The following is a 25258-nucleotide window of genomic DNA, read 5'->3' as shown; positions in this document are numbered from 1 at the left end:
GCGGCCGCGGCCTCACCCTGCTGGCCGCCGGGCTTTCGCGACTACGACTGAGCACCATCGAGAGCGGGGCTGGAAGGCCGATCGGCATTCAACCTGATCACAGCCACGCCGTACGTCCGAAACCGCACCCGTTGTTGCGCCTTCAGCAACAGATCGGTCTAATGCACCAGGTGGAGCAGTCACCAGCGATCACCCAGGCTCTGTCCGCCGTCGGTCCCCGCCTCAAGCGGGTCCGTACCGCTCGAGGCGTCACTCTCGCCGCGCTGTCGGAGGCCACCGGCATCTCCAAGAGCACGCTGTCGCGCCTCGAAACGGGGCACCGCCGCCCCAGCCTCGAACTGTTGCTGCCCATCGCTCAGGCTCACCAGGTCCCCCTCGACGAACTGGTCGGCGCTCCGGAGGTGGGCGATCCGCGCGTCCGGCTCAAGCCGCACGCCGTGAACGGCAACACCGTGCTGCCGCTGACCCGCCAGCCCGGCCCGCTGCAGAGCTACAAAATGGTCATTCCGGCGGGCCGCTCCACCCCGGACCTGTGCACCCACGAGGGCTACGAGTGGCTGTACGTCCTCTCCGGACGGCTCCGGCTCGTCCTGGCCGACCACGACCTCGTCCTCGGCCCCGGCGAGGTGGCCGAGTTCGAGACCCGGCTACCGCACTGGTTCGGCAGTACGGGGGACGGACCGGTCGAGGTTCTCAGCATCTTCGGCCGCCAAGGCGAGCGGATGCACATACGTGCCCGCCCGACAAGCCGAACGCCCGCCACCGGCGAGTGAGCCAGGGGCAGGGCGAAGGCGGGGCACGCGACAGCGCGAGCGGAAACCGCCCCAAGCGGCAGTCGACCGCCTGAGCCGCGCCCGCTGCCGAAAAGCGTGGGACCCCTCTCACCCATCCATGCCAACATGCTCGATCATGGTGGAATACGAGACGAGCGACCAGACGCTGGCCGCCATCGCCAGCCAGTACGGGACCACCATCGAGCAGGTACGGCCGCTTCCCGCCGGGATGGCCAACCATGTCTTCCTGCTCGGCGACGACCTGGTCCTGCGCATCCCGCGGACCAAACGGTTCCTCCGGGACCTGGTCAAGGAGGCCGCGGTCATCCCCGTCGCCCGGCAGGCTGGCGTGCGCACTCCGGAAGTTGTCACCTTTGACGACACCTGTTCCCTGGTGGACGTGCCCTACATGGTGCTCACCCGAACGCAGGGAGTGGATCTCGCCCGCATCGAACCACCCACCACCGACATCGAACATCTCCACCGGCAAGTGGGGCGGGAACTGGGCAAACTACACCGGCTCACTCCTGGCGCCTCACCGCCCCTTGCTATCGTCCCGATGGACAGTGGCGCCACAGACCCCTGGGCCCTGACCAGCCACCTCCTCAAAGAAGGCTGGATCGATGCGGAGACCGCCCGCTGGCTCACACACTGGTTCGACCGGCTCTCATCGCACCTCCCCGCGAGCCCGCCCCCAGTCCTGATCCACGGCGACATCGCGCCACAGAACCTGCTCGTCTCCTGGAAGCCGGCTCAGCTCAACGGGATCGTGGACTGGGGCGATGCCGAGTGGGCCGACCCTGCCGTTGACTTCGCCAAGATGCCCCTCACCAGCATCCCGGCCATGCTCGACGGCTACCGGCAGGAGACCGGCCAGGAAGCCTCGTCGAGCACACCGGCTTGGGAAGCTCGCGTGTTGTGGTTCCATCTCACCTGGGCTCTCGGCCGCTTGAAGGATCCGCTCCCGCGCCCGGGCGAACGCCATTGGACCGCGCCGCCGGGCAGCCGGCTTCTCGGCCTGCTCCGCTTCTTCACATCGGCTCCGCCGTACCCCTGGGCCGATCTGTCCTGACGGCCTCAAGCCGCCTCCCGCGACGGGACATCGACCGCCGGGCCTGGTGCCTGCGCCGGGTCCAGGAGAAGGCACCCGTGACGGGGCTCACTTTCTGCTGCGAGAGGACCCCGAAGAGGCCCGATCTCGACCACGACGAGCAGACCCGGCGCCTGGTCGAGGCCGCCGAGGTCCACGAGCCCGAGTGCCTCGACGTGTGCGACGGTCGGCGCCGCCATTGCCGAACGGCACCTCGCGCGCCGTGCCTCGCGCCCTCCAACCTCCTGCCCGCGCAGCCCGCGGCCCTCAAGGCCCTGCGCCGCTCACGGATGCTCGCGGTGGTCACCGCCCACTCGACGCCCTTTCTCCGGGTACTGCAAGCAAGACCGGCACCGCCGAGTACGGCTCGGGTACCGGGGGATGTGGCCTCCTCGGTGGAGGTGGAAGGCGGCGGTGCGGGCTCAGCCATGCCCGCGCCCATCGCCGCGCGGTTCCTCAACTGGCTAGGGCGACTTCGCCGGTTGCGCGGTCATGCTGAAACGGGCTTCCACTCCCGCCTGAGCAGCCCGTACACCCACGAGTCGGAGACCACGCCGTCTACGACACAGTCTTCGCGCAACGTCCCCTCGCGCACGAACCCGACCTTCTCCAGAACCCTTGCGGATGCCACGTTGCGCGTGTCGGCCTCGGCCTGCACCCGATTGAGGTCCAGCGTGTCGAACCCCCACCCCAGCAAGGCTTGCATGGCTTCCGTCGCATAGCCGTTGCCCCACATCGCCTCCTCGATGCAGTAGCCCAGCGACGCACTGCGGAAGTCGGGATCCCATTCGATCAGTCCGCCCCACCCGACGAAGACCCCATCGGAGGCACGGTCGATGGCCACCCGCACCCCCTCGCCCTCATCGGCCAGCTTCTGGCACCTGGCGATGAACAGCTCGGCACGAGAGCGCTCCTTCCACGGCGCGGAGTCCCAATATCGCATCACGAGGGGGCTGCTGTGCATGGCGTAGAGGCGGTCGGCGTCGGCGTTCGCGACGGGGCGAAGTCGCAGGCGGGAGGTGTGCAGGGTGGGGGTCGTCAAAGACATGCGCGACATCGTGTGACATCGCGAGGCGGACGGGCAACCGAATATTCTCCGCGGGATCGTGGCCTCATCCCGATGAAGAGGGCGTCGAGGGCATCGGCTCCGGCGAGTACGCTGAGGCGCTCGCGGACGCTATGACCGCCGGAGGGCGCACGCTTCGCGCTGATCAAGGCAACGGCCATCCCCGGCCAGGTAGCTCTCCAAGTTCTCGGCCATTTACCGCTGGAATTCACACACTTCGTCGGCAAGACCGTCAAACGCGGCCGCACACTCGCAGAACTACAACGATCTGGAGGACAAGGATCAAGCTATGCCGGGGCGGGCCGGGGCCGACATGCCGGCCATCAGGCCCTCCGCCTCGGCCCGCAGGTCCTCCTGCACGGAACCACGGCATCCACCCGCCGTTGCAAGCGCCGACCCCAGGGATCTCCGGGGCTACCAGATGATGGCCGCACTCTGGGGGACCCCCGGGATAGGTGCCCCGAGGCCAGGAGCGCGGATGCGCCGGGTCTGGCCCCTGGAGCGGATCGAACGTCCTACGCGTTGCTGCTCGTTTCCCGTTCGCACGACGCGCCCTCGCCGTATCGGCGTCGGCGTAGGCGGGCTCGTCGTAGCCAGGCGGGACGTGAAGGGCTCGGTCTGCGGGAAGACCCACCGGCTCAGCCGAGGAAGACCACCTGGAAGCCGATGTTCGACAGTGCCGTGAACATGCAGGGCTGGGTGCCGAACACGTTGTGGCAAGGGCCCGGACCCCAGGAAGTGACGTCTCCGTCGGGGGTCAGGCGCACGGTCGCTCCGGCGGGCACCATGTGCAGGCAATGCCAGACAGAGCAGGTGCCGGTGGGTGTTCCGTTGACGTGGACGCTCACCGAGCCGTAGGCGCCGCGCAGGTCCAGGCTCACGGCGACGTCCGCGTTGGCGCGGGCGGTGCCGGCGGGGAGGACGGCCGCGGCGATCAACGCGGAGGCGAGGAATGAGCCTGCCCGCCGCCGGATCCGCCGCATTCGCCGCTGGTCGAGCCGGCTCGGAGCGAAAGTCGATGCTGTGGTCATGGGTGTGGACCCTCCGTGATTAGGGATGGGGGTGACCAGCTTCGGGTGCTGGTCGTCGATGTTTCGACGGTGAGGTGTCATGCCGCCGCTCCGCCACGGTCGCCGGATCATCCGTACAAGCCCGTACAAGACGGCTGTAACCAGTTGTGATCGGGCGGCGACATACAGGGGGCGCCGGTCGACGGCGCCTAGCCGGGCGATCGTAGAGGAGACCGTGTGTCCAAGTCCGCCGACGCCGATCAGGACGGTCCTGATCGGGACCGTCCTGATCCGAGCCCTTCCCACGCGGGGCGCCCCGATCCGGACGGGATCGCCACCCGCCAGGAGTTCGCGCGCGAGCTCTCCTCCCTGCGCGATCAGGCCGGGCTGACCGTACGGCAGGTGGCGGCCAAGGCCGGTGCGTACGGCTCGCACAGCACCCTCGGCGACTGGTTCGCGGGCCGCGGGCTGCCGTCAACGTCCTCGCGCGACCTGCTGGTGCGGGTGCTGGAGGTGTGCGGCGTGGCCGATCCGGCGGAGGCCGGCGCGTGGCTGGCCGCCTGGCGGCGGGTGCGGCGAGCGCCCGGCCGCCGCGTCGCCGGGCCCGAGCCGTACCGGGGACTGGCCGCCTTCCAGCCGGAGGACTCGGGCTGGTTCTTCGGGCGGCGCGCGCTGACCGGCCGGCTGCTGGAGCAGGTGGCCGGGATGCGGGCGGAGGGCGGAGGGGTACGGCTGGTCGTGGGGGCCTCCGGGTCGGGCAAGTCCTCCCTGCTGCGGGCCGGCGTGGTCGCGGCCCTCCGCGACGGCGCCCTGCCCGGGTCGGCGAACTGGCCGGTGGTCGTGACCGTTCCCGGCGCGCGGCCGGTGGCCGAGCTGGCCGACCGGCTGGCGGCCCTGACCGGCGGGCCGGCGGCCGAGATCGCCGCGACCCTCCGCGAGGACCCCGGCGCCGCGGCACGGTACGCCGCCCGCGCCGGAGCCGGGGACCGGCCGCCGGTGCTGGTGGTGGACCAGTTCGAGGAGGTGTTCACCGAGTGCGCGGACGAGGCGGAGCGGCGAGCCTTCATCGCCGCCGTGGATGCCGTGGCCACGCCGCCCGGTGGCGCGCTCGTGCTGCTGGGGCTGCGTGCCGACTTCTACGCGGCGGCGCTGCGGCATCCGGAGCTGGTCGCACTCGCGCAGAGCGGCCAGCTCGCCGTCGGCCCGATGGAGGAGGCGGAACTGCGCGAGGCCATCGTGGAGCCGGCCAGGCGTGCCGGCGTCGAGATCGAGGACGCTCTGGTCGAGCTGCTGCTGCGGCAGGTCGCCCCGTCCGGGGGCGTCGCCACGGACGACGGCGCGCACGAGGCCGGCGTGCTCCCGCTGCTGTCCCACGCCCTGTACACCACCTGGCGCCAGGGGCAGGGCCGGAGCATGACCGTGGCCGCCTACCACGCGGTGGGTGGCATCGAGGGCGCGGTGGCGGCCAGTGCGGACGCCGTCCACGACGGGCTCGGCGCCCGTCGCCGCGAGCTGGCCCGACGGCTCTTCCTGCATCTGGTACACGTCGCGCCCGACGCCGCCGACACCCGGCGCAGGGCCACCGTGGCCGAGCTGCTCGACGGCTGCGACGGCGAGGAGGCGGCCGAGATGGAGGAGGTCCTCGACCGGTTCGTCGCGCGGCGGCTCATCACCGCGGGCGCGGACACCGTCGAGATCAGCCATGAGGCCCTGCTGCGCGCCTGGCCGCTGCTGCGGTCCTGGGTGGACGCCGACCGCGCCGGGCTGGTCGTCGCGCGCCGGCTCGCCGCCGACGCCGCGGCCTGGGCGCGCCTGCACCGCGATCCCGACGCGCTCTATCGCGGCGGGCGCCTCGTCGCGGCGCGGGAATGGGCCGACGACTACGGCGGGCGGCTTCCGGCGGACGCGCGGGAATTCCTGGAGGCGAGCGTCCGCCAGTCCCGGCGGCGGACCCGCCGGTTGCACCAGGTCGTCGCCACGCTGGCGACCCTGCTGGTACTGGCCCTGGTCGCGTCAGGGGTGGCGGTACGCGCCCAGCGTGCCGCCACCGACGCCGAGCGCACCGCCACTTCCCAGCGCGACCAGGCGCTCTCGCGGAAGGCGGCGGCGGACGCGGGCGCGCTGCGCACCGGCGATCCGGGCTTGGCCGCGCAGCTCGCCCTGGCCGCCTACCGGCTGTCCCCCACCGCCGACGCCGAGGGCGGCCTGCTCAGCGCGGTGGCCGGGATGCCGGCGACCCTGCTGACCGGCCACGAGAACGCCGTCTACGGGGCGGCGTTCCAGCCCGGCGGGGGCCTGCTGGCCACGGCGAGCACGGATGGCACCACGCGCCTGTGGGACGTGCGCCTCCCGCAGCGCTCACAGGGGCTGGCGGTGCTGCGCGGCCACGTCGGGCCGGCGCTGGCGGTGGCGTTCGCGCCTGGCGGGCGTGTCCTGGCCACGGCCGGTGACGATCGCACCGTCCGGCTGTGGGAGGTGAGCGACCCGCGCGCTCCGCGCACGCTGGCCGTACTGCCCGGCCACACCCAGGGCATCCGGTACGTGTCGTTCAGCCCGGACGGCCGCACCCTGGCGTCGGCGGGCCATGACGGCGTCCCGCGATTGTGGGACGTGTCCGACCCCTTACGCGCGCGCCTGGCCGCCGAGCTGCCCGTCGAGCCCGGCTCCATGACCACGGCGGCCTTGGCCCCCGCCGCGGACATCCTGGTCAGCGCCGGGCCCGGCGGGGCCGCGCGCCTGTGGGACGTCGCCGATCCGCGCCGTCCCCGCCCCCTGGCCGACCTCGACGGCCACACCGCCACGATCCTGGCCGCCCGGTTCAGCCCGGACGGCCGCACCCTCGCCACCGCCGGCTTCGACAACACGGTACGGCTCTGGGACGTCGGCCGCCCCCGGGAGCCGGAGCCGATCGGCACCCTCACCGGGCGCACCAACGGCGTCGCGGCGCTGGCGTTCAGCCCGGACGGCCGGCGGCTCGCCAGCGGCGGCTATGACATGACCGTCCGGCTGTGGGACCTCCAACGGCCGGCCAGCGTCCCGCTGACCCTGACCGGGCACGCCGAGACGGTCCTCGGCGCGGAGTTCCGGCCCGGCGGCGAGACGCTCGCCACCACCTCCAGGGACGGAAGCGTCCGGTTGTGGGACCTGCGGGCGCCGCTGATCGGCGGGCAGGACGGCACCGTCTTCACGGTCGCCGTCAGCCCCGACGGCCGCACCCTGGTCACGGGCGCGGACCGGACGGCGCGGCTGTGGAGCCTCGTCCCGGGACGCCCGCCCGCGCCGGGGCCCGTCCTGGCAGGCCACACCGACGGCATCGTGAGGGCGGTGTGGCGGCCGGACGGCGAGGTGCTCGCCACCGCCGGCCTCGACTTCACCGTACGGCTCTGGCAGGCCGGCGCGGGCGGGAAGGACGGCCCGCTGGCCACCATCGAGGCCCACACCGACAACGTGTACTCGGCCGCCTTCGACCCGTCCGGGCGGATCCTGGTCACGGTGGGCGCCGACCGCGCCCTGCGCACCTGGGACGTCTCCGACCCGCGCCACCCGAGGCCGCTGGCGACGGTCACCGGGCACGGCGACACCGTCCTCGCGGTGGCCTTCTCCCCCGACGGGCGCGCCCTGGCCACCGGCGGCGCCGACCGTGCCGTCCGGCTGTGGGACGTCACCGACCCTCGCCGCCCGGCCGTCACCACCACGCTGGCCGGCCACCGCAACGCCGTCAACGACGTGGCGTTCAGCCCGGACGGCCGCCGACTGGCCTCGGCGGGCGCGGACGGCGTGGTCCTGCTACACGACCTCGCCGCCCGGCCCGCGCGGGCGCCCGTGCCGCTGACCGGCCACACCAGCGCCGTCGCGGCCGTGGCCTTCCACCCGGAGGGGCGCCGGCTGGCCTCGGCCGGCTTCGACGGCACCGTGCACCTGTGGGACCTCACGCGGGCCGGTCGGCCGGACGCCGCCGTCACTCTGCGCGGCCACACCGGCCGGGTGTACGCCGCCGCGTTCAGCCCGGACGGCCGCACGCTGATCACCGGCGGCGTGGACGCGGCCGTCCGGCTCTGGGAGACCGACATCGGCCGTGCCGCCGGGCAGGCCTGCGCGCTCGCCCATCCGGTGATCAGCGCGGCGGAGTGGGCCCGCCGCCTGCCCGGGCTGCCCTACCGTCCCCCGTGCCCGTGACCGAGGCGCACGGGGTCATGTCCCGGGGCTCCCCGCCCGGCTCAGGGCTCGACGACGCCGACGGCGAACGCGTAGTCGTCGAGGACGAACTGGCTGATGCCCGAGATGCGCAGGGCCTGCACCCGCACCGTGTAGTTGCCCGGGGCCAAGGAGGGGGAGAACCGTTCGAGGGCGCGCGCCTCCTCCTCACCGTCGGGGGTGTCGAACTTGTAGTCGGTGCTCGCGACCGGTTGCAGCTCGATGGTCGTCCCGGCGGAGTTGACCGCGACGATGCGGACCGAACACCAGGCGCCGGCCGCGCCTGCGCAGAGCGACTCGGCGGTGAAGCGGGCGTCGACGAACCGGGTCGTCCCCGCGGGCACGGTGATGTTGACGGCCGCCGTCGGGATGTTCCCCCAGGCACCGATGGTCTGGGCGGTCCAGGGGCTGCTCTCGCCGGCGAAGTGCTGCACGCTGGTGTGCGTGCCCGATTGCGAGCTGGCCACGGCCTGGGCCGCCGTGACCGTCAGGGCGAGAACTCCGGATAGCGCCGCCGCGGCGGACACGACCTTGACGAGACTGGGCAACGGGTTCCCCTCTCTGGTGGCGCGAAGCCATGCGCTCCGCGACGGGTGGTTACCGGAACCACGTTGACGAGAACGCGGCGGCCGAAGAAGCCCTGGCGGCATCATCCGTACAAGCCCGTACAGGGACCGACGGCGCGTACATCGCCGTTCTGTCGATCACATCCCAGAGCCAGATTCGCGCCAGACCGCCATCACCTGGGCGTACTCCTCAGGCGGGCCTCACCGATGCTCATGATGGATTACGTGTTGGGGGGTGACAGGCTGGTCGACGACGTCCTTGCCGGTCAGAGCATGTTCTTGATGGGCTGGGGTGTTTCCGGCACGGGCTGGGCGAGGAGTCCGTCCGCCTCCTTTGGGGTGAGCAGGCGAGCGTCACGCAGGAGGCGGACGGACTCCTCCCACTGTTCCCGGGCTTCGCCGTACCGTTCGAGGTCGTGCAGCGTGGTGCCGAACCACCATCGTGAGATGGCTTCCTTCAGGCGGTATCCCGACTCGCGGAGCAGCCGTACGGCCGTCGCGTAGCTCTCCACCGCCTCGGGCAGCCGACCGGCGTGGCGGTAGACGTCACCCAGCGAGTCGTGTGCCGAGCCCCCACCGGTGCGCGGGTCCGCCTTCGGCCACAGCTCCACCAACTGGTGTGCTTCGGCGATCGCCTCGTCGAAGCGCCCCTGGCGTGAGTAGACGTGAACCCTGTTATTGCGGATCGCGGCCGTGGCCGCAGGGCGCTCGACGTGGTCGATGAGCGTCAGAGCGGACTCCAGGTAGGTGAGCGCGTCGTCGAGACGACCCATGATCGTGTGGATGACGCCGAGGTTGTTGAGGGCTCCCACCTTCCTCTGGGGGAGTTCCGCACGGTCCCAATCGGTGAGAGCCGTCTTCAGCTGCTCGATCGCAGCGTCGTAGTGGCCCTGGTCCCGGTAGACCCAGCCGAGGAAGCTACGGAGCTGGGCCTTGTCCTCCCATGCCGCGATGCGGTCGGCCATGTCGATGGCGTGCGTGTAGATGTCGGCCAGTTGGGTGTGCCAGCCCTGGTAGCTGAAGGGCCAGTGGAGTCCGATGACCAGGCCGATGGCGGTCGCCGGGTCGGGGCCGGCCAGCGCCTGCTGCGCGGCGACGAGCAGGTTGTCCCGCTCGTCCTGGACCCATCGTTCCGCCTCGGCCGAGTCCTCGAAGATGATGTCGGGCAGCTCGACGGGGGGTCGCGGGACGGGGTCGATGGCAAGCATGGTGCTCGCCATCCAGATGGTGATCAGGTAGTGGTGAAACGCGCGCCGTACGGCGGCGGTGCGCTCCTCCTGCGGCAGGTCCTGGCGCGCGCGTTCGCGGGCGTAGAGTCCGACCAGGTCGTGGAACCGGTAACGGTCGAGTCCAGCGGCCTCAAGGAGACGGGCGTCCTGCAAGCGCTCCAGGGCGGCTTCGGCGCGGTGGTGCGGCCAGCCGGTCAGGGCGGCGGTGGCCGCAGGGGTGTGGATGGGCAGGCCCAGGAGGCCGAGCAGGGGCAACAGGTGGGCGGCGTCACGGCCAGCGGGTTCTTCTCGGAGGTGGTGGTGGCTGACCGCAATACTGGCGCGGACGGCCAGATCGGCGTACTCCAGCACGTCCAGGCGGCGGGTGGCGTCGGCCAGGCGGGCTTCCAGGTCGGACAGCGCCCAGTCGGGTCGGGCGGCCAAGCGGGCGCCGACGATCCGCAGGGCGAGAGGGAAACCGCCGCACAGGCGGACGATCCCCTCGGCCGCCTGCGGTTCGGCGCGGACCCGGCCGGGTCCGGCCAGGCGGGACAGCAGCGCAGCGGCGTCGGCGGCGTTCAGGTTGCTCAGCCGGAGGTGGCGGGCGTTGTCCAGGGTGGTCAGCGGGTCGCGGCTGGTGACGAGGACTCGGCAGCCGGGTCCTGCGGGGATGAGCGGGCGGATCTGGCGAACGTCGCGGGCGTTGTCAAGGATGACCAGCAGGTTGCAGGTCGTGGTCAGGGAGCGGTAGCGGGCGGCGGCCTCACCCGGGTCAGCGGGGACGGCGGCACCGTCCAAGCCGAGGGAGCGCAGCAGGTGGCGCAATGCTTGGGCCGGGGTCAGCGGGTCGAGGCCGGGGGTGGAGCCATGCAGGTTGAGGTAGATGACGCCGTCGGTGAACCGGGCGGCCATCGCGTGGGCGACATGGACGGCCAGGGCGGATTTGCCGACGCCGCCAGGCCCGTCGATCACGGTGACGGCAGGGGCGTGGGCGGGCTCATCGGCGGGGCCGAGTGCAGTGCGCAGGCGGTGGATCTCGGTGGCGCGGGCGGTGAAGGCGTGGGTGTCGGCGGGCAGTTCGGCCGGGACGTACGGCTCGCTGACCGTGACCTGCTGGGCCGGGGTGGTCAGGTCGAGGACGGGGTCCTTGACCAGGACGGCCTGCTGCAGGCGGCGCAGTTCGGTGCCGGGTTCGATGCCGAGCTCGGAGATCATGATGCGGCGAGTGGTCTGGTAGACGGCGAGCGCCTCGGAGGGGCGGCCGGCACGGTGCAGGGCGAGCATGAGCTGGGCGGCGGGGCGTTCGCGCAGGGGGTGGGCGCGCACGTGTGCGGCCAGGTCGGCGGCCGCCGCATGGTGGTCACCTGCGGCCAGGCGGAGATCGGCGTGGTCTTCCAGGACGGCTAAGTGTTCCTCTTCTAGGCGGGTGGCTTCGATCCGTGCCCAGGGGGCGGTCAGTCCGGCCAGCGGCTCGCCGCGCCGCAACTGCAGGGCCGTGCGGAACAGGGCGTCCGCGGCGGCGCTGCCGCCTTGTGCCTGGGCGGTGCGGGCGCGTTTGACCAGCCGGGTAAACAGGTGGGCGTCGACCTGGTCGGGTTCGAGCGCGAGCCGGTAGCCACCGGGCACAGTCTGGATGATCTCTTCGGCGGTGTGCGGCGCGAGGGTTTCACGTAGTTTGGAGATCACGATGTGTAGCTGCTTGGCCGCGGTCGCCGCGGAGCCGTCTTCCCAGATGTCAGTGAGGATCCGCTCGGTGTGGACGACCTGCCTGACGTTCAGCGCGAGTCTGGCCAGCACGCCGATGCGTCGGTGCCCGGCGATCCGGACCGGCTCGCCACCGGCCAGGACCTGCCACGGGCCGAGGAACCTGATCTCCAGCGCCATGCGGAGCGCCTCCATCCTTCAACGGAATCGGCATTGTAACGAGATGATCGGGCTCGTTCGCGGCAATGGCGGAGGAACGCCGCCTTCGCGCGCATGCCGGTGCCTTGTAGGACATACGTGTGTCTAGACCTGCAGACTTAGGGGACTTTGCAGCAGGCTCAGCAGGTTGCCGATCATCGAGATGATCACAGCTGGACAGCCCCATGGCGGTTTTCCTACCGGCCCGCGTCTGGCAATCCGCCGATCTCGTCGGGGTGCGCAGATCGGTGGCGCAGCACTCCACGTGATGCCTCGATCACCGACCGTTCTCCAGCGCTGCGAGCGTTCGCGCGATACGAGGCTGGCCGTACACAGACCTTTGGGACAGGTGCATGCCCAAGATCGGGGCTTCCTGCGGCCTGCACGAGGGAGAGATCTTCGGTCTCGCGCTGGAAGACTTCGACTTCACACAGAGGGTCGTTCGAGTACGGAGACAGATCAAGTACCGGACCTACAGCGAACAGATCTGGAACCCGCCCTTGTCGCCTCGGGCATCACCGCCCCGCCCATCCGCACACCCAAGCCGGAACAGCCCGGCCGCGACGGCCAACCCCGTACTCGCCCGCGCTATCTGACCACCCGCCGCGAAGGAACTCATCAGCTCCGCCACTACTACGCCAGCATCACCCTCGCGGGAGGCGTCTCGACCAAAGAACTCACCGAGCACCTCGGCCACGCCGACCCGGCAGGGGCGCGTTTTCGCTGGTCAACCTAGCGAACAGGGAGTCCAGTAACCGCGCGCCCGATGATCAACCGCTGGATCTCCGAAGTCCCCTCGAAGATGGTGTAAATCTTCGCATCCCGATGAAACCTCTCCACCGGATGCTCCCGCGTGTACCCCGCCCCGCCCAAGATCTGCACCGCCTGCTCCGTCACCCACACCGCCGTCTCCCCCGCCACCAGCTTCGACATCGACCCTTCCGCCTGGTCGAACTGCCGCCCGTTCCGCGCCATCCACGCCGCTCGCCACGTGAGCAGCCGCGCCACGTCCACGCGCGTCGCCATGTCGGCGAGCATGAACGCGATCGCCTGGTTCTCGCCGATCTTGCGGCCGAACTGCTCGCGCTCCCGTGCGTAGTCGCGGGCGTATTCGAAGGCGGCGCGTGCGATGCCGACGGCCATGGCGGCGACGGAGGGCCGGGTGGTCTCGAAGGTGCGCATGGCCGCCTGGTGGCCGGTGCGTTCGCCGGCGCGGGCGCGGGCGAGGCGGGCTTCGAGCTTGTCCAGACCGCCGAGCAGGCATGATTCGGGCACGCGGACGTCTTCGAGCACGACCTCGGCGGTGTGGGAGGCACGGATGCCGTGTTTGCGGAACTTCTGGCCCATCGAGAGTCCGGGTGTGCCGGGCGGGATGACGAAGGTCGCCTGGCCGCGGGTGCCGAGGGAGGGGTCGACCGAGGCGACGACGACGTGGACCTCGGCGATGCCGCCGTTGGTGGCCCAGGTCTTTACGCCGTTGAGCACCCAGTCGGAGCCGTCGCGTACGGCACGCGTGCGGATGGCGCCGACGTCGGATCCGGCGTCGGGTTCCGAGGCGCAGAAGGCTCCGAGCTTGACGTCGTCGGGGGTGCCGAACATGCGCGGCAGCCACTCCCCCATCTGCTCGTTCGTGCCGTTCGCGGACAGGGCCGCGGCGGCCAGGCCGGTGCCGACAATGGACAGGCCAATGCCGGCGTCGCCCCAGAAGATCTCCTCGAAGGCGACCGGCAGGGCCAGGCCCGAGGGCTCGAACCACTGGGTGGCGAAGAAGTCGAGCGAGTAGAGCCCGATCTTGGCGGCTTCCTGAATGACGGGCCACGGGGTCTCTTCGCGTTCGTCCCATTCGGCGCCGGCGGGGCGGATGACGTCGCGGGCGAAGGTGCGCACCCAATCGCGGACCTCGATCACGTCGGGGCTGAGTTCCGGGTTGAAGCCGGTCATGGGGGACTCCTTACGTGTTACTTCGGGTAACACCCTACCGGTCGGTAGAAGCCCGGGAGAAGCCTTGCTGTGAGTAACATGGCCGTCACTCATGAAGCGCTCGATCGTCGCCCTGCTCGCCCTGGCAGCCGGATTCCTGCTGCTGCCGGGTCACGACGCCACGCGGGCGACGGCCTGGTTCGACAGCGCGGTGGGGCTGTATCCCGGCTCCGACGTGCGGGTGCTCGGCGTGAAGGTGGGCCGGGTGGCCGAGGTCACGCCGATGGGGACCCGGGTGCGGGTGGTGCTGGAGTACGACGGCAAGGTGCCCGCCGACGCCGAGGCGGTGCTGGTGGCCAGGTCCGTGGTGGCCGACCGATATGTGCAGCTGGCTCCGCCGTACACCTCGGGGCCGGTGCTGGCCGACGGCGGCACGCTCGGGCGGACGCGGGTGCCGGTGGAGATCGACGAGGCGATGGCCGCCTTCGACGAGCTGGCGCGGGCGCTCGGACCGGACAGCGGCGGGGGGCTCGCCCGGTTGCTGGGGGTTTCGGCGGAGACGTTCGAGGGCCAGGGCACGAAGGCCGCCGAGACCGTCGAAGGGCTCGCGCGGGCGGCAGAGGCGCTGACGTCCGGGCGGGAGGAGTTCGGGCAGACCGTGCGCAACCTGGCGGCGATCACCGAGACCATGGCGCGCGACGACGCCGCTATCCGCCGGTTCATGGGCGATCTGGCCACGGTGTCGGGGCAGCTCAAGGGTGAGCGCGAGGAGTTGCGCGCCATGCTGGTAGCCCTGTCGGGCACGCTGACACGGGTGGCCGGGTTCGTCGAGGACAACCGCGGCGAGATCAGCGCGAACGCGAAGGACCTGTCTCGGATCACGGGGCTGCTGTCCAGGCACCGGCGCTCGATCGAGACCTTCCTGAGTACGGCTCCGCTGGCGATCAACAACGCGAGCAACGCCTACGATCCGCAGTCGGGGACGTTCCGGGCGCGGATCGATCTCAACGGGCAGACCGATGACATGGCGATGTGGTTGTGCTCGCTGGCCTACTCGCTCGGCACGCCGCCCTCGCAGTGCGAGCCCCTGCTGGAACCGCTCAACCCGCTCGGGCGGGCGCTCGGCTCCGCAGGGATCGACCTCTCCGGGCTGGTCGCGCGGGACGAGCCCGGAGAGAAGACCGATCTGACGCTCGGCGGCCTGGCGAGACCGCCGGGAGGACGCTAGGTCCGCCGGGGGGTGACGCTAGCCTCGTCCAGATGGCGCTAGGTCTGCCTGGATGCCGCTAGGGTCGCCCGGACGGCGCTAGGTCTGCCCGGATGGCGCTAGGTCCACCCGGAATGCCGATAGGGTCGCCCGGATGGCGCTAGGTTCGCCACGATGACGCGAAAGCCCGCATGACGCTAGGGCCGCGTCGCCGGTGTGGTGCTGCGCGTGGTCGGCAGTACGGCGAGCGCCGCCAGCACCATGAGCGCCGCCAAGCCGTACATGAGCCAGGCGAATCCCGGGAACAGGCCCGCGACCTGCGGCCCGAGCGCGCCACCTGCAGCGATCGACGCCGAGAACAGGGCGATGGCGGTGCCGCGCGCCGATCCGGCGCCCTCCGAGACGGACTCGTTGAGCGACGGCAGGCCCGCGGTGATCGCCGCGATGTAGACGGCCAGCAGCACCGCCAGCCCGACCGTGCCGGGCATGATCCATCCGGTGAGCGCCAGCGCGGCGGCCGCGGCCAGCAGGAACACGACCGCGCGGCGAGGCGCGCGCACGTCACGCACGAACGGCATCAGCAGCGGAACCAGGATCATGGACGGCAGCCCTGCAGCCCGCAACCACAACAGCTCGCTGGATGACGACATGACGCCCGAGAGCTGCAACCCGGTGTAGACCGCCACGAATCCGGCCAGGAGCAGCAGGCTGGCCAGGTATCGCGGGCCGAGGGTACGACTGACCAGCAGCGACGGCATGATCCGGTACGTCGCCCAGATCGAGCGTGCCCGGGTGGGCGGCACGTCGGGGAGCATGACCGCGGGCAGAGCGGCTGTCGCCGCGGCGAGTCCGGCGGCCGACAGCAGGAACAGCCCTCGCCAGCCGATCAGGCCGCTGAGCGCCTGGGCGGCGATCTGCAGCAGCACGGCGGAGGCGAGGAAGGCGCCCGTCACGGCGGTGAGGGCGACCGTGCGGTGGCGCGGGTCCAGGCGGGTGGCCAGGTAGGCCATGCCGACGGGCGGGAAGGCGGCGACGAGGAGGCCCTGCAGCACGCGCAGGGCGATCGCGGCCTCCGGCCCTGGGCTCGCGGCGACCAAGGCGGTTGCCAGGGCGGCCAGCGGCATGCCCCACATCAGCACCCTGCGCTGGCCGTACCGGTCGGAAAGCGGTCCGAACAGCAGGAACCCGGCGCCGTAGCCGAGGGCGAAGGCGGTCACAAGCCAGGTGAGGCCGCCGGCGCCTCCTCCCCAGCCGCCGGCGCCTCCTCCCCAGCCATCGGCCATGGCGGGCAGAAGGGGGATCACGACGTAGAGCTGGCCGGAGACGATCAAGGCGGTCAACACGAAGAGGTTCAGGGTCGGCGCCGTTCTGGCGTGCCGTGATTGCGCATGCGTGGCGGTCTTCATGGTTCACGGACGCTAGCCAACCAACCAGTTGGATGTCAACCAACTGGTTGGTAGCGCTAGGATGGCCTCATGCCGCCCAAGGACTCCACCTCCGCCACCCGCGCCGCCCTCCTCGACGCCGCCCGTCGCGAGTTCGCCGCTCACGGCATCGCCGGCGCCCGCGTCGACCGCATCGCCGAGCTGGCAGGGGTCAACAAGGAGCGCATCTACGGGCATTTCGGCAACAAGGAGAAGCTCTTCGACGCGGTGATCACCGACGCGCTCGACGACCTCACCGCGCAGATCGCCCTGCCAGGAGCCGATCCCGTCGACTACGTCACGCGGCTGAGCGGCTACTACGACAAGCATCCCGAGGTGGTGCGGCTGCTGATGTGGGAGGCGCTCAACTATCGCGGGCAGGAGCTGCTGCCCGGGCAGGAGACCCGGGTGGAGCGGTGCCGCCGCAAGAACGCCTCGCTGGCCGAGGGGCTGGGCCAGGAGCCGTCGGAGAGTACGGCTCGCACGTTGTTCGTGCTGACGGGGCTGGCGTTGCTGCCGTCGATGTTGCCGCAGCTGGCCCGCATCATGGTCGGGGAGGGTGACGGGGAGCACGAGGCGCTCCGGGAGCATGTCAGCGCCTTCACCGCGGCCGCCCTGAACGGCGGTCGGCAGGGCCCGCCTTCGTAGACGAAGAACCCGCCGTACCGCGCAGGGCGCCCGCTGGACACGGCCGATGCGTCCTCCGCCGCGAGCGGGAGGCACTCGTCGGATCGCCGCCACGCGGTCGAGCGGGAGAGCGCGGGGCCCACCTCTCGCTCCCGGCGGAGGAGGGTGCGGGAGGTGCGCACCTCCCGGACCCCACGGAGGAGGGTGCGCATGCCAGTGACCTCCTGGCCAACCGCGGCCTGCGGGGGCGGCGACTACGAGGACCGACCAGCCCCCAGCACGCGCACCTCCCCTTCCGGCAACTTGCCCCACCAGTGGGAGTACCGCCGGTAGACCGCCGGATCGCGCCCCCACAGGAACGCGACCAGCGCCCGGGCCTCCATCTCGAGCTCCGCCCACCCGCGATCGCCGATCGGCCGGAAGGCGGTCGCCTCGATGCCGCCCTCGACGGGCCGCCACACCCCGGCCACGTAGCCGTCGACGAGCAGGGTCGGCAGCACGTCGCCGTTCTGCCGGATCACCAGCCGCCGCAGGTCGGGCGGGATCACGCGGCTGCGGTCGGAGTAGGCGAGCAGGACGCTGTCCCACATGGGCAGGAGCCGGGCGGGCGCCTCCACCTCCTCGCCGGGCAGCAGCCCGCCTGGCACGTCGTACAGCACGGCCCCGCCGGGCCCTTCGAGGGTGTCGAGGCCCGCCACCGCCTCGCGGACCACCGCCCTGCCGAGCAGGCTGAACTGTGCGACGTCGAGCACCGAGGCCGGGCCGAACGCCTGCAGGTAGCGTCTGACCAGCCGGCGCACCGACTCCTGCCTGCTCTCGTCGGGCAGGATCGGCAGGCGGGTGGCGGCGTAGGAGCCGCGCGGGCCGAACGACCAGGGGCCGCCGGTCGGGATGTGGTGGAGCGGCGCGAAGGTGCGCAGCGCCCACCACAGGCGGGGCTGGGCGATGCCGAGGCGTTCGCGGATCAGCTCCTCCATCTCGGCCTTGGCGCGCGGGGTGGCCGCGAAGCCGAGCAGGTGCGGCAGGAGCGCGTCGGCGTCGGCGACGGTGAGTCCGGCGCCGGTGTAGCGGCGGTCGTAGAGGCGTGAGCCGCGCAGGCTGGGCACCATGGCGTTGTGCAGGGCCGGGTAGTCGTCGGCGTAAACGGCGTGCAGGGTGATGCGCATCAGCGTCGCCTTGACCACCTCGCGGGCGGCGAAGGCGGCGTCGAGGTCGGCGGGGTCGAACCCGGCGAGCCGGTTCCACAGGGCGAGGTACGGCGAGGCGGCCTCCTGCGCCTGCAGCGCGCCGACGCGCCGGACGGCCTCGGGCACCGGCAGCGGCTCACGGCTCAGCAGCAGCTGCCGCGCGAGCGTCGCCCGGTTGAGCCGGCGCATGGTCAACGCCACGTGATCGTCTCCAAGTCGGTCGGCGGGCGGAGGGGCCGTCTGCCCTCAGGACCCGTGTCCCTTGGCCACGTCACCGATGATCGCCGCCAGCTCCTGCGGCCGCGACCACATCGGCCAGTGGCTCGTGGGCAGGTCGATGTACGTCACCTGCCGCAGCTCCAGCAGCCCCGCCACCCAGGCATACCCCTCCCCCGCCGCCGCCTTGACCTGCTCCGAGGGAAAACCCGTGCAGACGACCACGGACGGCACGTCGAGCCGCGCCTCGTTCGTCAACTCCGCCGCTTCCCGCTGTGTGCACGCGGGCTGGGGCACGGCCCGCTCGCGGAACCGCGCGAGGTGCTCCTCGGTCAGCCCGTCGAGGTTCTCGCCGTCCTCCTTCAGCGCCTCGAAGGACGGCAGCGCGTGCTCCACTCCCTTGAACGTCGGGTCGAGCGCCCCCTTGGCGGGCGCCGAGTCGACGTAGACCATCGCCGCGACCAGCTCGGGCACGCGGTCGCTGGCGCCGTAGCCTGGCGCGCCGGAGCTGCTGTGCACGGCGAGGACCACGGGCCTGCCGGCCTCGCGGACGGCGGCGCAGATGGCCTCGACGTGGTCGTCCATGGTGATGGCCGACCGGTCGGCGTCGGGGGACTCGAGGCCGGGCAGCGTGATCGCCGTGACGTGGTGGCCCGCGGAGCGCAGCTGGGTGGCGACTTCGTCCCACGCCCAGGCGCCGAGCCAGGATCCGGGGACCAGAATTACGGGTGCGGCAGTCATGCCCGGCACTCTAGGGTCGTCCACCGACAGAATCCTGAGAGGATCATGGTGGGATGACGGAGAAGAAGACAGTACTGGTCACGGGTGTCGGCAGGACGGCGGGCATCGGCGCGGCGGTGGTGCGCCGGCTGGCGGAGCAGGGATGGGCGACGGCGGCGACCTATTGGCATCCCTACGACGACCGTATGCCGTGGGGCAGCGACGACGGCGCGAAGGACGCCGATCTGGCGATCGAGGCGGACCTGTCCGACCCGGGAACGCCGGCGAGGATCTTCGACCAGGTGGAGAGCACGCTCGGCAAGGTCACGGCGCTGGTCATGTGCCATGCCGAGTCGGTCGACTCCTCGATCCTGACCACCAGCGTGGAGAGCTTCGACCTGCACTTCGCGGTCAACGCCCGGGCCACGTGGTTGCTGATCAAGGAGTACGGCACGCGCCATGCCGTACCTTTCGGCGAGGGCCGGATCATCGCTCTCACCAGCGACCACACGGTCCACAACCTGCCCTACGGCGCGAGCAAGGGCGCGCTCGACCGCATCACCCTGGCGGCGGCCCGCGAGTTCGCGGAGATGGGGATCACCGCCAACGTCGTCAACCCGGGACCCAACGACACCGGCTGGATGGACGAGGAGCTGAAGAAGCACATCGTGCAGGCCACGCCGCTGGGCCGGCTGGGCGTGCCGAGCGACAGCGCCGACCTGGTGGCCTTCCTGTGCTCGCCGGCCGGCGGCTGGATCAACGGCCAGCTGCTCAAGAGCGACGGGGGGATCAGCGGTTGATCGTGATCATCGGGGGTCGCTCGGCGATGGAGACGTCGCGGTCGACCACCCGGTGCCCCGAGGCGCTCCGGTGAAACTGCGTCAGCCGTACGGACGGTTCTTCCAGCATGAGGGCCTTGCCCTGACGGTCGAGCCGTGACCAGGCGGCGAGCATGATCTGGGCGGCCATGCCGCCCAGCGCCTCGGTCGACTGGTGGGAGTGGGCGCGCGAGCCCAGGTCGACCTGGGCGAGCGCGTCGAGCCCCGACAGCTCCAGCAGGTCGACCAGGAGCCCGAGCTCGACGCCGTAGCCGGTGACGAAGGGCACGCGCTCCAGGACGGAGCGGCGCCCGGCGTATTCGCCGGCCAGCGGCTGCATGAAGCCGGACAGCAGGGGCCAGTGCAGGTTGAGCAGCGGCCGGGCGACCAGCTCCGTCACCCGGCCGCCGCCGGTGGGAGCGTTCCCGAGCGGGCGGTCGTAGTGTCCCTTCACATAGTGCACGGAGGGGTCGGCCAGCAGCGGCCCGAGCAGTCCCGCGACGAACGACGACCGGAAGTCGCGCAGGTCGGCGTCGATGAAGACGATCAGGTCGCCGTGCGTGACGGCCAGCGACTTCCACAACGCCTCGCCCTTGCCGTCGAGGGGCTTGAGCGAGGGCAGGATCTCGTCCTGCGCGTGGACCTCGGCTCCGGCGCGCGCGGCCACGGCGGCGGTGTCGTCGGTGGAGCGCGAGTCGATCACGACCACCTGGTCGACCAGCCCGGCCAGCTCGCGCCGGATGACGCGGACGATCTCGCCCACGGTGGCGCTCTCGTCGCGCGCGGGCAGCACCACGCTGACCGTGGTGGAGCCCTTCAGCTCGTGGAGGCGCGGAAGCGACCAGCCGGACGCCGAGAAGCTCCGGTCGCGCAGCCACGACTCAACCTCAGGCAGCACGCCCGCCCCTCCCCCGACACCCTGATCAGTGTCCAGGATAGGGGCTCACGCGTGACGCTCCAGGAAGGAGTAGACGTCGGCCTCGTCGACGCCGGGGAACGAGCCGGGTGGCAACGCGGCCAGCACGTGCGAGTTGGCCCGCGCCGACGGCCACGCGTAGCCGTCCCAGCGCTCGGCCAGCTCGACCGGCGGCCGGCGGCAGCACTCGCCGCTGGGGCAGGTCGACTTGGTGCGGTTGGTGGTCTCGCGCCCGCGGAACCAGCGTGACTCCTTGTACGGCACGCCGAGCGTGATGGCGAAGTCGCGCTCGCGCGAGGGGTCGACGTGGGCCACGCAGAAGTAGGTCCCGGTCGGGGAGTCGGAGTACTGGTAGAAGACCGAGAAGCGGTCGGGTGACAGGAACACCTGCCGGCCAGACCACTGCAGGCACATGCGCTGCCCCTCGATGGCGCCCTGCTCGTCGGCGGGGAAGACGATGCCGTCGTTCTCGTAGGCCTTGTAGATGATCCCGCCCGCGTCGTTGCGCACGAAGTGGCAGACCAGCCCGAGGTGGGTGGTGGCCAGGTTGGTGAAGCGGTGGGCGGCCATCTCGTAGGAGACGGCGAAGACGTCGCGCAGGTCCTCCACCGACAGCGCCCTGTCGTGCTTGGCCTCGGCCAGGAAGGAGGCGGCGGTCTTCTCGGGCACGAGCACGGCGGCGGCGAAGTAGTTGGCCTCGGTGCGCTGGCGCAGGAAGTCGGCGAAGTCGCGCGGCTTGCCGTGGCCGAGCGCCAGGTGCCCGATGGTCTGCAGCAGGATCGTGCGCGGGGTGTGCATGCCCAGCTGCTCGTTCTTGACGTAGATGCGCCGGTTGCGGGTGTCGGCGATGGAGCGCACAGAGCGCGGCAGGTCCTGGGCGGTGTGCACGGTGTAGCCGAAGTGGGTGACCAGCGCCTGCACGGTCGACTGCGACAGCGCGCCGGTGCGGTAGCCGACCGAGGCCAGCGCCTCGGCGGCGGCCAGCTCGATCTCGGGAAAGTAGTTGCCCAGTTCGCGCTGGCGGCGGCGCAGTTCGGCGTTGGCGGCGCGGGCCTCCTCGGGGGTGGCGGTGCCGCGGGCCTGGCGTGAGCGCAGCTCGCCGTAGAGGCCGAGGATGTGCTCCAGCACGTCGTTGGGGACGCGGGCGGAGACCTTCAGGCGGGGCAGGCCGAGGCCGGCGTAGAGGGGATCGCGCTGAGCCTCCTCGAGCGCGATCTCCAGCTGGGCGCGGCGGTTGGGCGCCTGGCGGCGCAGCAGCTCCTCCACCGGCACGTTGAGCGCGGCGGCCAGACCCTTGAGCAGCGTCAGCTTCGGCTCGCGTTTGCCGTTTTCCAGCAGGGACAACTGCGAGGGTGCGCGCCCGACCCGCTCGCCCAGGTCGGACAGCGTCAGGCCGCGCTGTTTGCGCAGGTGGCGCAGCCTTTGACCGAAGGCGATCAGATCCAGCTCCTGCGTCAAAGACAACGGTTCTTCGCTGAGCAAGGAGGCCATGTCCGCATCATAGACAGAAATTCTGCCGTTCTTCCATGGCTTGTCCCGACCTCGCTGGATTGGTCTAGGCCAACGGGAAAAGTTGCGACTTTTTCTCTTTGGAATACCCGTGAGTATTTTCTCTAGCAGAATTTTCTACGTTCTTCACTCTCGATGAGGGGGTGTCAGGGGGTTGCACGGGGACACACACTCATCAACAAGCACCCAGGGGACGACATAAGGAGCGAACATGAACGATCGCCTCAAGGGAGCGGCTGAGGAGCTGCGGCACGAGTGGGAGACCGACCCCCGCTGGGCCGGCATTGAGCGGTCCTACACGGCCGAGGACGTCATCCGCCTGCGCGGCAGCGTCCAGGAGGAGCACACGCTGGCCCGGCGCGGCGCCGAGCGGCTGTGGAACCTGCTGCACACCGAGGACTACGTCCACGCGCTCGGCGCGCTGACCGGCAACCAGGCGGTCCAGCAGGTGAAGGCCGGCCTGAAGGCGATCTACCTGTCCGGCTGGCAGGTGGCTGCGGACGCCAACCTCGGCGCGCAGACCTACCCCGACCAGTCGCTGTACCCGGCCAACTCGGTGCCGGCCGTCGTGCGCCGCATCAACAACGCGCTGCTGCGCGCCGACCAGATCACCTGGTCCGAGGGTACGGCCGACGCCCCCGACGACTGGTTCGCCCCCATCGTGGCCGACGCCGAGGCCGGATTCGGCGGCGTGCTGAACGCCTTCGAGCTCATGAAGGGCATGATCGCGGCCGGCGCGGCGGGCGTGCACTGGGAGGACCAGCTGGCCTCCGAGAAGAAGTGCGGCCACCTCGGCGGCAAGGTGCTCATCCCCACCGGCCAGCACATCAAGACGCTCAACGCCGCGCGCCTGGCCGCCGACGTCTGCGGCGTGCCGTCCCTGGTCATCGCGCGGACCGACGCCCAGGCCGCGACGCTCCTGACCAGCGACGTGGACCCCCGCGACCAGCAGTTCACCACCGGCGACCGCACCGCCGAGGGCTTCTACCGGGTGCGCAACGGCGTCGACGCCTGCATCGCCCGCGGCCTGGCCTACGCGCCCCACTCCGACCTGCTGTGGATGGAGACCTCCACCCCGGACCTGGACGTGGCGCGCGAGTTCGCCGAGGCCATCAAGGACGTCTACCCGGACCAGATGCTGGCCTACAACTGCTCGCCGTCGTTCAACTGGAAGAAGCACCTCGACGACTCCACGATCGCCAAGTTCCAGAAGGAGCTGGGCCACATGGGGTACAAGTTCCAGTTCATCACGCTGGCCGGCTTCCACTCGCTGAACTACTCGATGTTCAACCTGGCCCAGGGCTACGCGCAGGACGGCATGACCGCCTACGTGGAGCTGCAGGAGGAGGAGTTCGCCGCCGAGTCGCGCGGCTACACCGCCACCAAGCACCAGCGCGAGGTCGGCACCGGCTACTTCGACCTGGTCAGCACGGCCATCGCCCCCGACTCCTCCACCACCGCGCTGCGCGGCAGCACGGAGGAGGAGCAGTTCCACTAGAAACAGGCTCCCTCCTGGGCTGAGGAGGGTTCGCACCCCCGGCTGTCCACGTCAGCCGGGGGTGCACCAACAGACGCTTCCGCGGACCCGCCCAGGGAACCGGCCCGCGGAAGTCAGATGGCCACCCCATCTGCACCCGAAGGCCCGGACCGCGACGGTCCGGGCCTTCCGCGGTCGAGGGGGTCAGGCCAGGCGGCCGGCCAGCTCCGCCTCGTCGGCCACGAACCACAGGTGGCTGCCCTGGTTGGCCTCGTACACGTAGTCACGCAGGGCCGTGCTGCCCGCCACGTGGGCGGCGATGTCGCCCATCACGACCAGCCGCAGCCGGTAGTTGACGAACTTCTGCGTGATCTCCCCCGCCAGCCGCGTCGAGAGCCGGAAGAAGTCGGGCCCGAGCCGCCCGGCCGGGATGACCACCATCTCGGCCTGCTCGCCGAAGGCCTCGCCGATGAGGTCGAGGGCGTCCTGCTCGCCCGCGATCGGCGGCCCGTCGGCCGGGACGGTGAGCACGCGGACTCCGTGAGTGACGGCGATGGGCACTGCGAACCCCCAGTTGATCAGGAAATGTCACCATACCGTTGACGAATGAAATGAACACTCATTTAATTCGCCTATGGGGCGTATCGCCGGTGTGACCGCAGCGGAAACCCGAGAGCGGCTGTTGCAGGCCGCTGCCGAGGTCTTCGCGGAGCGAGGCTACGACGGGACCCGGGTGGCGGACATCGCGGCCGCCGCCGGGGTGAGCAACGGCGCGCTCTACTCCCACTTCGGCTCCAAGGCCGAACTCATGGTCGCCGCCCTGCGCAGGCACGGTCCCGAGCTGCTGGCCGACCTGTTCGCGGCCGACCCCGACCGCTCGATCACCGAGCTGCTGCTCGTCGTCGGCAGGTGCCTGCCGCGGCGGCGCGAGGCGGCCGGCTACCTGATCGTCGAGGCCCTGGTCGCCGCGCGCCGCGACGAGGAGGTCGCCGCCCCCATGCGCGGCTACGTCGGCGAGCGCACCGACTGGCTGGCCGGGCTGGTCCAGGTCGCGCAGAGCGCGGGCGAGCTCGACTCCGGCCTGTCCCCGGAGGCGCTGGCGCACTTCTGCCTGCTGCTCGCGATGGGCAGCGCCCTCGTCACCCCCGACCTGCACGAGGTGTCCGACGCCGACTGGAGCGCGCTGCTCGGCCGTCTCGTGTCCGCTCTCGCACCACCACCACGGAGCCACGAATGAAAGTGCGCATCGACAGCGAACGATGCCAGGGCCACGGCCGCTGCTACGACCTCGCCTCCGAGCTGTTCGGCGAGGACGACGAGGGCTACGGCAGGGTCCTGGCCGCCGGCGAGGTGCCCGACGGGCAGGAGCGTACGGCCCGGCTGGCGGTCGCCAACTGTCCCGAGCGCGCCATCGAGATCGTCTAGGAG

General features: G+C 71.3%; 20 protein-coding genes. 9 read left to right on the top strand and 11 right to left on the bottom strand.

What is annotated here, in order from left to right; translation table 11 throughout:
• Nucleotides 1-170 precede the first annotated feature (170 nt).
• Entirely contained in the window at nucleotides 171-773 is a 603-nt protein-coding gene (locus ACIBH1_RS23360) for a helix-turn-helix domain-containing protein (protein ID WP_397315985.1), read from the top strand.
• Between the two features lie 136 nt (nucleotides 774-909).
• A complete protein-coding gene (locus ACIBH1_RS23355) occupies nucleotides 910-1845 on the top strand; it encodes a phosphotransferase family protein (RefSeq protein ID WP_397315983.1) in 936 nt (311 codons plus the stop codon).
• A gap of 508 nt (nucleotides 1846-2353) precedes the next feature.
• Here ACIBH1_RS23355 and ACIBH1_RS23350 read toward each other — a convergent pair.
• Both ACIBH1_RS23350 and ACIBH1_RS23345 read right to left on the bottom strand, forming a co-directional pair.
• Nucleotides 2354-2911: a GNAT family N-acetyltransferase gene (locus tag ACIBH1_RS23350; protein WP_397315981.1), complete on the bottom strand. Its 558-nt coding sequence runs from the start codon at nucleotides 2909-2911 to the stop codon at nucleotides 2354-2356.
• A 656-nt stretch (nucleotides 2912-3567) separates the two neighbouring features.
• Complete coding sequence (locus ACIBH1_RS23345; RefSeq protein ID WP_397315980.1) at nucleotides 3568-3960, bottom strand: hypothetical protein; 393 nt, start codon at nucleotides 3958-3960, stop codon at nucleotides 3568-3570.
• Nucleotides 3961-4176: 216 nt separating this feature from the next.
• On the opposite strand from ACIBH1_RS23345, the gene ACIBH1_RS23340 reads away from it, so the two are divergent.
• Entirely contained in the window at nucleotides 4177-8115 is a 3939-nt protein-coding gene (locus tag ACIBH1_RS23340) for an AAA family ATPase (protein ID WP_397315979.1), read from the top strand.
• Between the two features lie 41 nt (nucleotides 8116-8156).
• Here ACIBH1_RS23340 and ACIBH1_RS23335 read toward each other — a convergent pair whose 3' ends face one another.
• From ACIBH1_RS23335 to ACIBH1_RS23325, 3 genes are all read right to left on the bottom strand, one after another.
• Entirely contained in the window at nucleotides 8157-8681 is a 525-nt protein-coding gene (locus tag ACIBH1_RS23335) for a hypothetical protein (protein ID WP_397315978.1), read from the bottom strand.
• Between the two features lie 284 nt (nucleotides 8682-8965).
• Nucleotides 8966-11806, bottom strand: coding sequence for a BTAD domain-containing putative transcriptional regulator (locus ACIBH1_RS23330; protein WP_397315977.1), 2841 nt, complete (start codon nucleotides 11804-11806; stop codon nucleotides 8966-8968).
• Between the two features lie 735 nt (nucleotides 11807-12541).
• Complete coding sequence (locus tag ACIBH1_RS23325) at nucleotides 12542-13750, bottom strand: acyl-CoA dehydrogenase family protein (RefSeq protein ID WP_397315976.1); 1209 nt, start codon at nucleotides 13748-13750, stop codon at nucleotides 12542-12544.
• 91 nt (nucleotides 13751-13841) lie between these two features.
• Here ACIBH1_RS23325 and ACIBH1_RS23320 point away from each other — a divergent pair, with 91 nt between their 5' ends.
• The gene (locus ACIBH1_RS23320) at nucleotides 13842-14957 is read left to right on the top strand and encodes an MCE family protein (RefSeq protein WP_397315975.1); all 1116 of its coding nucleotides are present in this window, start codon (nucleotides 13842-13844) and stop codon (nucleotides 14955-14957) included.
• A 176-nt stretch (nucleotides 14958-15133) separates the two neighbouring features.
• Here the strand turns inward: ACIBH1_RS23320 and ACIBH1_RS23315 are convergent, their stop codons facing one another.
• Nucleotides 15134-16276 carry an MFS transporter gene (locus tag ACIBH1_RS23315; protein WP_397315974.1) on the bottom strand — a complete coding sequence of 381 codons (1143 nt, stop codon included), beginning with the start codon at nucleotides 16274-16276 and terminating at the stop codon, nucleotides 15134-15136.
• A gap of 135 nt (nucleotides 16277-16411) precedes the next feature.
• On the opposite strand from ACIBH1_RS23315, the gene ACIBH1_RS23310 reads away from it, so the two are divergent.
• The gene (locus ACIBH1_RS23310) at nucleotides 16412-17008 is read left to right on the top strand and encodes a TetR/AcrR family transcriptional regulator (RefSeq protein ID WP_397315973.1); all 597 of its coding nucleotides are present in this window, start codon (nucleotides 16412-16414) and stop codon (nucleotides 17006-17008) included.
• A 233-nt stretch (nucleotides 17009-17241) separates the two neighbouring features.
• Here the strand turns inward: ACIBH1_RS23310 and ACIBH1_RS23305 are convergent, their stop codons facing one another.
• Together ACIBH1_RS23305 and ACIBH1_RS23300 are read right to left on the bottom strand one after the other, a co-directional pair.
• Complete coding sequence (locus tag ACIBH1_RS23305) at nucleotides 17242-18375, bottom strand: winged helix DNA-binding domain-containing protein (RefSeq protein ID WP_397315972.1); 1134 nt, start codon at nucleotides 18373-18375, stop codon at nucleotides 17242-17244.
• A 45-nt stretch (nucleotides 18376-18420) separates the two neighbouring features.
• Nucleotides 18421-19131 carry an alpha/beta fold hydrolase gene (locus ACIBH1_RS23300; RefSeq protein ID WP_397315971.1) on the bottom strand — a complete coding sequence of 237 codons (711 nt, stop codon included), beginning with the start codon at nucleotides 19129-19131 and terminating at the stop codon, nucleotides 18421-18423.
• Between the two features lie 53 nt (nucleotides 19132-19184).
• On the opposite strand from ACIBH1_RS23300, the gene ACIBH1_RS23295 reads away from it, so the two are divergent.
• Nucleotides 19185-19910 (top strand): SDR family oxidoreductase, encoded by a 726-nt coding sequence (locus tag ACIBH1_RS23295; RefSeq protein WP_397315970.1) that lies wholly within the window; start codon nucleotides 19185-19187, stop codon nucleotides 19908-19910.
• Here the strand turns inward: ACIBH1_RS23295 and ACIBH1_RS23290 are convergent.
• Complete coding sequence (locus tag ACIBH1_RS23290; RefSeq protein ID WP_397315969.1) at nucleotides 19900-20826, bottom strand: glucosyl-3-phosphoglycerate synthase; 927 nt, start codon at nucleotides 20824-20826, stop codon at nucleotides 19900-19902. The two genes, ACIBH1_RS23295 and ACIBH1_RS23290, sit on opposite strands and share 11 nt — an antisense overlap.
• A gap of 45 nt (nucleotides 20827-20871) precedes the next feature.
• On the bottom strand, nucleotides 20872-22335 hold the full coding sequence (locus tag ACIBH1_RS23285) for a helix-turn-helix domain-containing protein (RefSeq protein ID WP_397315968.1): 1464 nt from the start codon (nucleotides 22333-22335) through the stop codon (nucleotides 20872-20874).
• A gap of 229 nt (nucleotides 22336-22564) precedes the next feature.
• Here ACIBH1_RS23285 and aceA point away from each other — a divergent pair, with 229 nt between their 5' ends.
• Nucleotides 22565-23851, top strand: coding sequence for an isocitrate lyase (gene aceA / locus ACIBH1_RS23280; protein ID WP_397315967.1), 1287 nt, complete (start codon nucleotides 22565-22567; stop codon nucleotides 23849-23851).
• Between the two features lie 183 nt (nucleotides 23852-24034).
• Here aceA and ACIBH1_RS23275 read toward each other — a convergent pair whose 3' ends face one another.
• Nucleotides 24035-24361, bottom strand: coding sequence for a DUF4180 domain-containing protein (locus ACIBH1_RS23275; protein WP_397315966.1), 327 nt, complete (start codon nucleotides 24359-24361; stop codon nucleotides 24035-24037).
• Nucleotides 24362-24464: 103 nt separating this feature from the next.
• Here ACIBH1_RS23275 and ACIBH1_RS23270 point away from each other — a divergent pair, with 103 nt between their 5' ends.
• On the top strand, nucleotides 24465-25067 hold the full coding sequence (locus ACIBH1_RS23270; RefSeq protein ID WP_397315964.1) for a TetR family transcriptional regulator: 603 nt from the start codon (nucleotides 24465-24467) through the stop codon (nucleotides 25065-25067).
• Nucleotides 25064-25255 (top strand): ferredoxin, encoded by a 192-nt coding sequence (locus tag ACIBH1_RS23265; protein ID WP_397315963.1) that lies wholly within the window; start codon nucleotides 25064-25066, stop codon nucleotides 25253-25255. The genes ACIBH1_RS23270 and ACIBH1_RS23265 overlap by 4 nt, the downstream gene beginning before the upstream one ends.
• The last annotated feature ends 3 nt before the right edge of the window (nucleotides 25256-25258 follow it).

Source organism: Nonomuraea sp. NPDC050663 (genome assembly GCF_044456985.1).
Taxonomy (GTDB): Bacteria; Actinomycetota; Actinomycetes; order Streptosporangiales; family Streptosporangiaceae; genus Nonomuraea.
This window is presented reverse-complemented; position numbering and strand designations above follow the sequence as displayed.